The 12,177-nt window shown below is 67.2% G+C and carries 9 protein-coding genes and 2 pseudogenes; all 11 read left to right on the plus strand.

Annotation, left to right across the window (positions count from 1 at the left end; all coding sequences use genetic code 11):
- On the plus strand, positions 1-531 hold a 531-nt coding region (dcd, locus tag VML93_RS34680; protein ID WP_325617775.1), incomplete at its 5' end, for a dCTP deaminase.
- A gap of 106 nt (positions 532-637) precedes the next feature.
- The gene (locus VML93_RS34685; RefSeq protein ID WP_422656542.1) at positions 638-2,503 is read left to right on the plus strand and encodes a DUF7159 family protein; all 1,866 of its coding nucleotides are present in this window, start codon (positions 638-640) and stop codon (positions 2,501-2,503) included.
- 184 nt (positions 2,504-2,687) lie between these two features.
- Positions 2,688-4,130, plus strand: coding sequence for a DUF7159 family protein (locus tag VML93_RS34690; protein WP_422656543.1), 1,443 nt, complete (start codon positions 2,688-2,690; stop codon positions 4,128-4,130).
- Between the two features lie 148 nt (positions 4,131-4,278).
- A complete protein-coding gene (locus VML93_RS34695) occupies positions 4,279-5,739 on the plus strand; it encodes a DUF7159 family protein (RefSeq protein WP_422656544.1) in 1,461 nt (486 codons plus the stop codon).
- Positions 5,740-5,837: 98 nt separating this feature from the next.
- A complete protein-coding gene (locus VML93_RS34700) occupies positions 5,838-7,163 on the plus strand; it encodes a UDP-glucose/GDP-mannose dehydrogenase family protein (protein ID WP_325617780.1) in 1,326 nt (441 codons plus the stop codon).
- Between the two features lie 84 nt (positions 7,164-7,247).
- Positions 7,248-7,787 (plus strand): annotated as a pseudogene (locus VML93_RS34705) (metal-dependent hydrolase); the annotation flags it as partial.
- A 359-nt stretch (positions 7,788-8,146) separates the two neighbouring features.
- Positions 8,147-8,449, plus strand: a pseudogene (locus tag VML93_RS34710) (serine/threonine protein kinase); the annotation flags it as partial.
- Positions 8,450-8,707: 258 nt separating this feature from the next.
- Complete coding sequence (locus VML93_RS34715) at positions 8,708-10,546, plus strand: IS1634 family transposase (RefSeq protein WP_325617782.1); 1,839 nt, start codon at positions 8,708-8,710, stop codon at positions 10,544-10,546.
- A gap of 41 nt (positions 10,547-10,587) precedes the next feature.
- Complete coding sequence (locus VML93_RS34720; RefSeq protein WP_414686527.1) at positions 10,588-11,253, plus strand: serine/threonine-protein kinase; 666 nt, start codon at positions 10,588-10,590, stop codon at positions 11,251-11,253.
- 20 nt (positions 11,254-11,273) lie between these two features.
- Positions 11,274-11,681 carry a hypothetical protein gene (locus VML93_RS34725; protein WP_325617784.1) on the plus strand — a complete coding sequence of 136 codons (408 nt, stop codon included), beginning with the start codon at positions 11,274-11,276 and terminating at the stop codon, positions 11,679-11,681.
- The gene (locus VML93_RS34730; protein ID WP_414686526.1) at positions 11,681-12,175 is read left to right on the plus strand and encodes a mammalian cell entry protein; all 495 of its coding nucleotides are present in this window, start codon (positions 11,681-11,683) and stop codon (positions 12,173-12,175) included. Before VML93_RS34725 ends, VML93_RS34730 begins: the two co-directional genes overlap by 1 nt.
- Positions 12,176-12,177: the final 2 nt, after the last annotated feature.

A 12,177-nucleotide genomic window follows, 5' to 3' on the forward strand; every position in this document is an offset into this window, starting at 1 on the left:
GGCCGGCTGGGCATCGACCCGTTCGACGACACGCTGGTACAGCCGTCCAGCATCGACGTCCGCCTCGACTGCATGTTCCGGGTCTTCAACAACACCCGCTACACCCACATCGACCCCGCCAAGCAGCAGGACGAACTCACCAGCCTGGTGCAACCCATCGACGGAGAGCCGTTCGTGTTGCATCCGGGCGAGTTCGTGCTCGGCGCGACGCTGGAGCTGTTCACCCTGCCCGACGACCTCGCCGGACGGCTGGAGGGCAAATCATCGCTGGGTCGGCTGGGCTTGCTGACCCACTCGACGGCGGGCTTCATCGATCCCGGCTTCAGCGGCCACATCACCCTTGAGCTGTCCAACGTCGCCAATCTGCCGATCACGCTGTGGCCGGGCATGAAAATCGGTCAGCTCTGCATTTTGCGGCTGACCAGCCCCTCCGAACACCCCTACGGCAGCTCGCGGGTCGGGTCGAAATACCAGGGCCAGCGAGGGCCGACGCCGTCTCGCTCTTACCAGAACTTCATAAGATCTACATAGCTTGGCCAGGGCGCCGTCACCAGCAATCTGCGGGATCATTAGTAGGTCTGCGCTTTCTCCTCCGCGCGGACATGGCCGATGTAACTGAAACCTGTGGAGGGGTCTCTTGGATATCGTGCTCGGGGTGTCAATGGCACCCGCATCGATCGAGATGGTCCTGGTAGAGGGCGAAAATGCGGACGGCGCCACGGTAGAAGAAGATCAGATCGACGTCGCCGATGCCGGTGACGCGAGCACCAGCGCATCGAATCAGGTGATCGCCGCCATCCTCGGCACCCGGGAAGGCGCGATCGACGCGGGTCTGCGTCTGGCCTCGATCGGGGTGACCTGGACCGACCAACTCGAAGCCGTTGCGCTGCGCGACATGCTGGCGGCGCACAAGGTCGAGAACGTGATGCTGGTCTCGGCGTTCCTGTCCGCGGCCGCGTTGACCCAAAATGTCGGCGGGGCAATGGGTTACGAAAGCACCGCGGTGCTTTTCGTCGAGCCCGAGACGGCGACGTTGGCTGTCGTCGACACCGCCGACGGCTCCATCGCCGATGTCCGCAAAGAGACGCTGAATGACTCCGACGAGCTCGCCACCGCCGAAATCGTCAATATGGTTGTCGGGCTCGAGACGCTGAAATCCGTGCCGGGCGGCGTGTTCGTAATCGGCTCGGACGGCGTGGACGTCGCCGCACTCAAACCGCACCTGGAAGCGGCGACTGCGCTCGCGGTGAGCGCGCCCGAGGAGCCGGAAACCGCGCTGGCCCGAGGGGCGGCCCTGGCATCGGCGAACGCACCGCTGTTCGCGTCGTCCACCGCCGCGATGGCCTACTCGCAGGACCCCGGCACCGGGACGGTGGACCAGTCCGCGATGCCCGACTATCTCCGGTTCACCGGCGCCGAGGCCGAACTCGGCGACGAACTCGCCTACAGTGCCGTTCCGGACGACGACGCCGACGCTGCAACCGTGCTCCTCGACGTGATCGCCAGTCCTGATGAACGGCGGCCACGCCATCGGCCGGTCCTGCTGATGGGTACCGGGCTGGCGGTGATCGCAATCGTCGCCGTGGTGGGGATGGAGATCGCGATGGCGATCGGTATCCGCTCGACGGTCGCGTTGCAGCCGAACCCCAGCCAGAATCTCATCGTCCCGGCGCAGCAAGCGCCCGAGCCGGCACCGGTTCAGGTGCCTGCCGCGCACCCGAAGATCGACTTCCCGGCGCCGGCGGTGGTACCCAGGCCGGCTGTACCGGCGGTGGCGGCTCCGGCTCCCGCACCGCTTCCCGCAGCACCGCCTCCGCCGGCTCCGCTGCCGGCGGCGCCTGCTCCGGCTCCGGCCCCGGTGCCCGTCGTGGCGGCTCCGCCGCGGATGCCGATTCTGATGCCGCGGCTTCTCACGCCGGCCGAAGCGCCCATGGCGCGCCCACCGCTGCTGCAGGGGCCCTTCCAGCAACCGCGGCCGTTATTTACCACTCGCGGCGAGTTCCCGGGATCGGGACCGCAAGTCGGCGGCCAGATTCCGCAACAGCCCATCCACCAAACCCCGCCGGGTCTGGGACCCAGGCCGATTACCCCCGGCGGCGGTCCCTTCGGTGGTGGCCCGTTCGGTGGTGCTCCCCGCGGTCCGATTGAAGCCCCGGCTCCGGCTCCGGTTCCGAATGGGCCGTTTGGCGGTGGTCCGTTCGGTGGTGGCCCGTTCGGTGGTGCTCCCCGCGGGCCGATTGAAGCTCCGGCTCCGGCTCCGGTTCCGAGTGGGCCGTTTGGCCGTGGTCCCTTCGGTGGTGGCCCGTTTGGTGGGGGCGGCCGCGGTGGCGGTATGCCCGCTCCGGCCCCGGCACCCAGCGGCCCGTTTGGTGGTGGCGGCTTCGGCGGCGGCGGTCCGTTTGGTGGTGGCGGCTTCGGCGGCGGCGGCCACGGCGGCTTCGGTGGCGGCGGTGGCGGCTTCGGCGGCGGCCATGGCGGCGGCTTCGGCGGCGGCCACCGGTAGGTCTCACCTAGCAACCATCTATCCTTTGGACTCAGGAGCTTCGCGAGTAGCATTGAACGTCACGGTCGGTCCAGAATAAGCACCGTTCCGTAGGTTGCAAGAACTGTATAGCGCCCCAGCTAATCGTTTGAGCCGGCTGTGAAAATCCGGTGGCTCAGCAAACTACCTAGGAGGAGCTTGAGCGGTGGTGGACATGGTGCTTGGTGTCTCGATGGCACCAACGAAGGTCCGCATGGTGTTGGTCGAAGGCGAGAGCGCCGACGGGGTCACTGTCGACCAGGACAACTTCGACGTCACTACTGAGTCACCCTCGACTGCGCCCGCTCAGGTCGTCTCGGCTATCCTCGGCACTCGGGAAAGCGCCGCCGAGGGCGGCTGTCAGCTGCTAGCCAGCGGCGTGACCTGGACGGATCCCGTCGATGCCGCCGCGCTGCGCGATGCGTTGGCCGCCCACAAGATCGAAAACGTCATGCTGGTGTCGGCGTTCATGGCCGCGGCAGCGTTGGCTCAGGCGGTCGGTGATGCCACGAACTACTCCCGGACCGCGCTGTTGTTCGTCGAGCCGTATTCCGCGACGTTGGCTGTGATCAACACCGCCGACGGGTCGATCGCCGATGTGCACCGCCGGCTGCTGTCCGACGACGAGGACCGGGCGGTAGCCGAGCTGGTCGAAATGGTCTCCGGTGCCGACGCGCTGGAGACTCACCCAGAGGGTGTGTTCGTCGTCGGTTCCGGAGTCGATATTCCCCTGATCAAACCCGCGCTGGAGGCCGCGACTTCGCTTGCACTGTCCGTGTCCGAAGAGCCGGAGATGGCCCTGGCCCGGGGTGCGGCGCTGGCGTCGGCGAATGCGCCGTTGTTCGCGTCGTCCACGGCCGCGCAGGCCTACGCGCTGGATCCCGGCATGCGTGATCGGCCCGAATACCGGGATGCCTACCTTGTCGCCGACGACCAAGCCGGCGTCGACAACGTTGCCTACAGCGCCGTAGCGGACGATGCGGCCGACGACGCCGAGCTGGACCAGAGCGCGCCGCGGCGCAGGCCGATTCTGCTGCTCGGCAGCGCCCTGTCGGTTGTCGGCATCAGCGCGGTGATAGCGCTGGAAATCGCGTTGGCGATAAGCATCCGTCCGACCGTCGCGCTGCGGCCCAGCCCCAACGAAAACATCATCGTGCCGGCCCAGCCCGCGCCGGCCCAGCCCGCACCGGCTCCGGCTCCGGCGATCGTTCCGCGGCCGGAAATCAGGCTGCCCACGCCGGTGGCGGTACCGCGACCGATCCCCCCGCCAATAGCGGCTCCGGTTCCCGCCGCCCCGCCGCCGGTTCCGGTGGCGCCACCGCCGGTGCTGGTTCCCCTGGCACCACGCGTGCCGGCAGCCGAACCTCCGTTGCGCGTGACGCCGCGTTCTCCTGTGCTCCAACCGCGGACTGAGTTGCGGGAGTCGCAGCTGCCACGGCAGCGCGGGCCGCTGCCTGGGCAACGTGGCGGCTTCGTTGGACCGTTTGGCGGCGGACGCGGCGGTTTCATTGGACCGTTTGGCGGCTGGCGTGGCGGTTTCGGTGGGCCGTTCGGCGGGCGTGGTGGTTTCGGTGGTGGGCGCGGATTCGGCGGCTTCGGCCGCAGGTAGTCAGCCCATTCGGGTCCTCCCGAGCGCTTGGCACCGGGCATCCTCATCTCTGGGCGGGTAAAATCGCCGGATACGGGGAACTGTAAGTAGGTTAGAAGCCCATTGCGTGAAGTGTTAACCGGCAAATCAGAAGACTATTGGGGGAGCTGTGGACACCGTATTAGGTGTTTCGATGGCACCGACCGCAGTCCGGATGGTGCTGGTCGAAGGTGAAAACGGCGATGGTCTCACCGTCGACCAAGACAATTTCGAGGTCGTGTCCGACGGTCAGCCCGTCGGTGCTGCCGATCAGGTTATTTCGGCGATTCTGGGGACCCGCGAGGGCGCTGCCGCGGGTGGCTACGAGCTGACCTCGACCGGAGTCACGTGGACTGACCCTATCGAGGCCGCCGCCCTGCGCGACGCGCTGGCGGCCCACAAGATCGAGAACGTCATGTTGGTTTCGGCGTTTCTCGCCGCGGCCGCGCTTGCTCACTCGGTCGGCAATGAAACCAACTACGCGCACACGGCGCTGTTGTTCATCGAGCCCGATACCGCGACGCTGGCAGTCGTCCACACGGCCGACGGCTCGATCGACGATATTCAGCGGCAAGCGCTACCCGAAGACGACGACGAGGCAGTTGCCCAGCTGGCCACGATGGTGTCGAACGCCGCGGAGCTTCAGACGCGCCCGGACGGCGTCTTTGTCGTCGGTTCGGGCATCGACATCCCGCTGATCAAACCGGCCCTGGAGGCCGCCAGCACGCTCCCGTTGAGTGCGCCTGAGGAGCCGGAAACGGCGCTGGCGCGGGGAGCCGCGCTGGCATCGGCGAACGCGCCCCTGTTCGCGTCCTCCACGGCTGCGCGGGCGTACGCGCAGGATCCCGGCACCGGCGGGGTAATCCCGTATGTGGTGGATCACGGCTACTTCGCAGGTCCCGTCGCTGCGGGCTTCGACGACGGTGTTCCGCTCGCCTACAGTGCTGTTCCCGACGACGCCTACACCGGTGAGCAAAGCGTGTCGACCGGGATGGAGGACTACCGCGAGCGCGCGCCATTCGCGTTGGTCGGCAGCGTGGTGGCAGCGATCTTGATCATCGGTGTGACGGCGCTTGTCGTTTCGCTGGCGCTCAGCATCCGGCCGACAGCCGGAGTGCAGCCCGACCCGGGCCGCAACATCGTCGCCCCGCCCACGCAGCCGGTCCCGGCAGCTCCTGTCCCGGCGCCCAAGGAACCTGTCCCGGCACCGCAGGCTCCCGCACCTGTGCCGCAAGCTCCCGCACCTGTGCCACAGGCCCCCGCGCCGATCCCGCAGGCTCCCGCGCCGATCCCGCGGGCTCCCGCGCCGATCCCGGTGCCGCAGGCCCCCGCGCCGGCGCCTGCTCCGCCGCCGGCGGCGCCCGTCCCGGTGCCAGTCCTGATACCCGGCATACCGCCGATCTTCGGGGGGCCGGGCGGCCCCGGTGAGGGTCCTCGTGGTGGCGGATTCCCCGGTGAGGGCCCCCGCGGCGGATTCCCCGGTGAGGGCCCCCGCGGCGGCGGCGGATTCCCCGGATTCCCGGGTGGCGGCGGCCGCGGTGGTTTCGGTGGCGGCGGTCACGGCGGCTTCGGTGGAGGCCACGGCCGCTGAGTGGTCCAGGCCTCGGTGGCCCACCTGTCACCTGGCGTTTGCCTTTCGCTCAACGGCCCGATGCAGTTAGCTCATTGCGGCAACCTAGACACGGTTGTATGCGATGCACCGTATTCGGCACCGGATATCTGGGTGCCACCCACGCCGTCGGGATGGCGGAATTGGGACACGAGGTCGTTGGGGTCGATATCGACCCGGGCAAGGTCGCCAAGCTCAGCGGCGGCGATATTCCCTTCTACGAGCCCGGTCTGCGGAAGCTGCTGACCGACAATCTCGCCGCCGGACGGCTCCGGTTCACCACGGACTACGACATGGCGGCCGATTTCGCCGACGTGCACTTCCTGGGGGTTGGCACACCGCAGAAGAAGGGTGAATACGGCGCCGACTTGCATCATGTCCATGCCGTCATCGATTCGTTGGTGCCCCGGCTGGCCAGACCTGCGGTGCTCATCGGTAAGTCGACAGTCCCGGTGGGCACTGCAGCTGACTTGAGCGACCGAGCCGCCGCGCTGGCACCTACCGGCGTCGATGTCGAAATCGCCTGGAACCCGGAATTCCTGCGCGAAGGCTACGCGGTGCACGACACCCTGGCGCCGGATCGCATTGTGCTTGGCGTACAGGATAATTCGGTGCGTGCCGAGGCGATTGTCCGCGAGCTGTACGGGGCGCTGCTGGCCGCAGGGGTGCCGTTCCTGGTGACCGACCTGCAGACCGCCGAGTTGGTCAAGGTCTCGGCCAATGCCTTTCTGGCGACCAAGATTTCGTTCATCAATGCGATCTCTGAGGTGTGCGAGGCGGCGGGCGCCGACATCAGCTTGCTGGCCGACGCACTCGGATACGACCCACGGATTGGGCGCCAATGTCTCAACGCCGGTTTGGGTTTCGGGGGTGGCTGTCTGCCCAAGGATATTCGCGCGTTCATGGCCCGCGCCGGCGAGCTGGGAGCCAACCAGGCGCTGACGTTCCTGCGTGAGGTGGACAGCATCAACATGCGCCGGCGTACCCGGATGGTCGAGTTGACCACCACCGCGTGCGGCGGTGCGCTGCTGGGAGCGAACATTGCCGTGCTGGGCGCGGCGTTCAAACCAGAATCCGACGACGTCCGCGACTCGCCCGCGCTCAACGTCGCGGGTCAATTGCAGCTCAACGGAGCCACCGTCAACGTGTACGACCCGAAAGCCCTGGAAAACGCGCGGCGCCTGTTCCCCACGCTGAATTACGCGGTTTCGGTGGCGGAAGCGTGCCAGGGCGCGGACGCGGTCTTGGTGCTGACCGAGTGGCAGGAGTTCGTCGACCTCGAACCCGGCGACCTCAGCGATCGGGTGCGGGCCCGGGTAATCGTGGACGGCCGCAATTGCCTGGATGTGGAGCGCTGGCAGCGAGCCGGTTGGCGGGTGTTCAGGCTGGGCACGCGGCGGCCGTAAGGCATTTAGCCGACTTGACAGTATTGATTATCTGTCCAGTCGGTTCCTACCATGGCTCTGGTGAGCGATGTGACGTTCCGCAAGATGCGCTTCGACATCGACGAGTCGGTGCCGTTCCAGTGGAATGCCGCCAACCCCGCGTCGGGACTGATGTCGAACGTGATCTCGTTCTTCGCAGTGGGTTTCGAACGCTACATCGTGCTGGCGGCCAAGGACGCCTTGAGAATCATCGAGGATGCGGATCTTCGTGCGGAGGCCGAGGTCTTCCTCGCGCAGGAGGCACAGCATTCGGCTGCGCACCGTAAACATGTCAACGCGCTCATTGCGCAGTACCCCGCGCTGGGCACCACGCTCGACCGGGTCATCGCCGCCTACGAGGACCTCTACGCCGCCAAACCGCTGAAGTCCCATCTGGCTTACATCGCCAGCCTGGAAGCCACCTTCCCGCCGCTGTTCACCTTCATGATCGAAAAGCGGGATCTGTTGTACCACGGCGATTGTCGCGTCGCGTCGTTGTTCTTGTGGCACTACATCGAGGAGATCGAACACCGCAGCTCCGCGGACATCATCTTCGACGGTGTTGTACACAGCAGGTGGTATCGGCTGCGCACGCTGGTGACGTCAATGACCCATGTGGGGCAGATAGCGCGGTTGATCACCGAGGGCATCGGTGCAGCCGTCCCGGCCGACGATATCGGGGTGCCGCCGGACGCCGCGACCATGGACATGTGGCGCACCGAGTTGTTGGCGCATCTTCCCGTGGTGAGCAGGTTCTTCCACACCGGGTATCCGACCCTGTTTCGGGATGTCTCGGGCCGTCGGTTGGTCAAACTCGTTGCGGGCCTGGTTCGGTCGCAGCTACCGACACACCATCCCGCCGATGTCGAAGTGCCCGGCTGGTTCCACACCTGGATGGCCAGCCACGCGGCGGGCGAAGACATGGCGCACTACTGCGCCCGCAGCCCGTGTGTACGATGCGGCTCATGCCGCTGTCGAACGGCGCGACCTTCGCGGGGTTCACGATCGTGCGCCTGCTGGGGTCCGGGGGGATGGGGGAGGTATATCTCGCCCAACATCCGCGGCTGCCACGCCAGGACGCGCTCAAACTGCTGCCCGCGGAATGGTCGGCCGATGAGGAGTACCGGAACCGGTTCAGTCGGGAAGCTGATCTGGCGTCGAAGCTGTGGCGTCCGCACATCGTGGGCGTGCACGATCGGGGTGAGGCCGACGGCCAACTCTGGATCTCCATGGACTTCGTCGACGGGGTCGACACAGGGCGGCTCCTAGCCCCGTTTTCCGCACCGATCGAGCGTAGGGCCTGACCTTTCGGCATCCGATCGGCGCATGGCTGGCTGTGGTAGCGCATTGCGAGAGTGGGCGATTCGACTGTAGTGGGGTGCTGTCCCTGCCGCCGACGAATCAGCGCTCTACGGGTTGGTGTAGGGCCAAACTGTGGTAGCAGGGCTGGCACGGAAACACACCGAATTACATGCTTGTAATGCGCTTCCGGTCGCGATAACGTAGGGCCAACCTACGAGATCGGGATGGGGCGCATGTACGTCAAGCGGCACGCGGTCACCAAGGGCGGCAAACGCTACGTATACCTGCGGCTGGTCGAGGCCTTCCGGGACGAGTCCGGCGGGGTACGGCACCGGGTGTTGCGCACCCTGGGCCGCGAGGACGAGCTGAAGGCGTCGGGCCAACTGGAGCAGCTGGCGGCCTCGTTCGCCCGGCTCGACCCGCCGCCGGCCGGCACCCGCCGCCACGTCGGGCCGCTGCTGCTGGTGGGCCACTACCTGAACCGGCTGGGGCTGGTCGAACTCATCGACGCGGCGGCCCCGATGCGCGGGCGGGCCATGCTCACCCACGGGGAGGTGATCGCCGCGCTGGTGTCCAACCGGCTGTGCGGGCCGGCGCCGCTCTACGACGTGGCTGGGTGGGCGTCGTCGGCGGCGATGGCCGAATTATTCGGCATCCCAGCAGGATTGCTCAACGACGACCGGCTCGGCCGGGCGCTGGAGGCGCTGGCCCCGGTGGCCGAGCAGGTCCGCGGCCAACTCGCGTTGGCCGCCGCGAGCCGCTGCGGGGCCGACCTGTCGCGGCTGCACCTGGACATGACCGCGGTCCGGTTCACCGGCGGCTACCAGGGCTCGGCGCTGGTGGAAAAGGGGTGGGCCGCCGACCGCACGATCGCCCGGCAGGTCAAGACCCTGCAGGTGTCCAACCGCGCCGGGGTCGCGCTCTACTACCGGCCGCACCCGGGGGGATCAGGCGAGGCGCCGTGCTTCGCCGACACGCTCGAGCGCATCCGCGCGCTGGCCCCGCCCGGCGTGGTCTGCGTCATCGACTCCGGGTTCGGCTACCTGGGCCGGCTGTGCGCCGCCGACGCGAAAGGGTTGCGGTTCGTGGTGCCGCTGCGCGCCGACACCGGCTGGGCCCAGTGGTTCGCCGCCGACCTGCCCGACGGGCTGGCCGCGCTGGACCGGCTCGACCACTGCTCGGCGCGCGAACGCCGACTGCCCGAGCACGAGCGCACCGTGTGGAAAGGCGCGCTGCGCGAGCGCGAGGTCGCAGACGAGGACACCGGCCGCACCCACCGACTGCGCATCGCCTACATCTGGTCCTCCGAGGAGGCCGCCTCCGTCGCCGACGCCCGCGAACGCGCCCTGACCAAGGCCCAGGAAGCGCTCACCCGCATCCGTAACGGCCTCGGCGGCCGCTACTACAAGACCAAAAAGCAGGTCGACGACCGGGTCGCCACCATCATCGGACACCGCATCGCCGAGCTGATCACCGTCACCACCGGCCTCACCAATGACGGCAAACCCACCATCGCCTGGCGTCGCAACCCCGACGCCATCACCGCCGCCGCAGCACTCGACGGGCTCTACGCCCTGGCCACCAACCTGCCCGACCCACCCGACCACACCCTGACCGCGCTCGACGTGCTCGACACCTACAAAGACCAATGGATTGTCGAACAACGCCACCGCGACCTCAAACAAACCCTGCACGTGCGGCCCATCTTCCTGCACAACGACGACCGCATCCACGCGCTCATCGCCGTCATCGGCATCGCCCTGCTCGTCTACGGACTCATCGAAGCCGACCTACGCGCCGCTCTCGGCCCCAAAACCCCCCTGCCCGGCCTGCTACCCGAACACCGAGACGCCGTCCCCACCGCCCGCGCCGTGCTGACCGCCTTCACCGACCTACACGCCACCTACACCACCGGCGGACTCGTTCTCGACCGACTCACCACGGTCCAACGACTCATCCTCGCCCACCTCGACATCCCCCCACCATGGCCCGAAACACACAGCACCACAACAACATCCAAAACCACAAACCTTAACCCCCAACTACGCGGAAAACGGGCCTAGCCGACCACCCGGCGGGGCTGCCTCTCGACGATGCGATCCGCATCGTCACCGCCGCGGCCAGCGCCCTCGACTATGCGCATAAGCAGGGACTGCTGCACCGTGACGTGAAACCCGCGAACATCATGGTCACCCATCGAGACGCCGCTGAGCAGCGAATCGTGTTGACCGACTTCGGGATTGCGCGCAACGTCGATGACATCAGCGGTCTGACCGCGACCAACATGACGATCGGCACCGTCGCCTATAGTGCGCCCGAGCAGCTCATGGGTGAGGAGGTCGACGGACGAGCCGACCAATACGCGCTGGCCGCCACCGCCTATCACCTGCTGACTGGGGCTCAACTGTTTCCGCACTCAAACCCGACCGTCGTCATCAGCCGCCATCTGAATGCACCCGCGCCCGCGCTGGCCGCCGTCCGTCCGGAACTGGCGGCGCTGGATCCCGCGCTGTCGAAAGCACTGTCCAAGAACCCCGACGACCGGTTCGCCGGCTGTTCCGATTTCGCCCGTGCGCTGACCGAATACGCTCCGCCCACCCGCCCCGCCCCGATCCCGCCCCCAGTGCCGATGCCCGCCCCCGCCGTGTACGACGCACCCACGATCGTTGATCGGGAGCCGGTGGCGAACCGAACCAGGTCTCGCGCACTGGTGCTCGTGGTTCTGCTGGCTCTGTTGCTCGCGTCAGCCGGTTTGCCACCACACAGTTGATCCGCCCGAATCCACAGCCAATGACCATTCGTCCGCAATGGCAGCCATACGTCGACGCGGCCGCGGCGTACGCGACGACGATGTACACCGTCTCGCCGGAAGCAGCCGAGCGCCAGGCCCAGCGGATGTTGGACATGTCGGTCGGGCCGATGCACGAGATGCTCACGAAAAGCGCCCAAAATCTCGTTGCGCTGTGGAAACACGCAGGGACGCATAGCACTTGCACGGTGAACGGAGCCGGTCTGGAGGAGCTCAACGGCGACAAGGCCACGGTTCTGGTTGCGGCGAGAGTGCAAGCCTCGGGACCGGGTGACCAGGCTCCGAGCGCCGACAAACCGCAGGCGTATCGACTGCGACTGTTTGTGGAGAAGCAGTCCGACGGCACCTACAAGATCGCCGACTTGAAGTACCCGGACGGTGGCAACTGATGCGGCGTCGGTATTGGTGGGCCAGCGTTGTCGCGCTGGTGGTGGCCATTGTCGCGTGCACCGTCGTCGGCGGGTGGCTGATGATCGCCAAGAGCCGCCGGCCGGCCCCGGTCGACGGCCCCTCGGACCGCGCGGCGGTACTCGATGTCGCCCAGGCCGATATCCCCAAAATCTTCGCGTACGACTACCAGACCGTCGAGCGAAGCCTCGCCGACGCCTACCCGTTGCTGACGCCCAACTATCGCCAGGAATTCGAGAAGAGCGCCAATACCCAGGTCATCCCCGAGGCCAAGAAGCGTCAGGTTGTTGTGCAAGCGAATGTGGTCGGAGCGGCGGTCGAGTCACTGGACCAACGCTCCGCCCAGCTGCTCGTCTTCATGAACCGAACCGTGACCGACGTCAGCCAGAAACCGGTCTACGACGGCTCCCGGTTACAAGTGACGATGCAGCACGTCGACAACAAGTGGCTGGTCGACTACATCAAGCCGGTCTGAGG

It is taken from the genome of Mycobacterium sp., from assembly GCF_035499775.1.
Lineage (GTDB): Bacteria > Actinomycetota > Actinomycetes > Mycobacteriales > Mycobacteriaceae > Mycobacterium.

Coding starts and splice junctions, on each gene's coding strand:
- VML93_RS34700 (WP_325617780.1), top strand. CDS start 5,838: ATGCGATGCACCGTATTCGGCACCGGATATCTGGGTGCCACCCACGCC.
- VML93_RS34715 (WP_325617782.1), top strand. CDS start 8,708: ATGGGGCGCATGTACGTCAAGCGGCACGCGGTCACCAAGGGCGGCAAA.
- VML93_RS34725 (WP_325617784.1), top strand. CDS start 11,274: ATGACCATTCGTCCGCAATGGCAGCCATACGTCGACGCGGCCGCGGCG.
- VML93_RS34730 (WP_414686526.1), top strand. CDS start 11,681: ATGCGGCGTCGGTATTGGTGGGCCAGCGTTGTCGCGCTGGTGGTGGCC.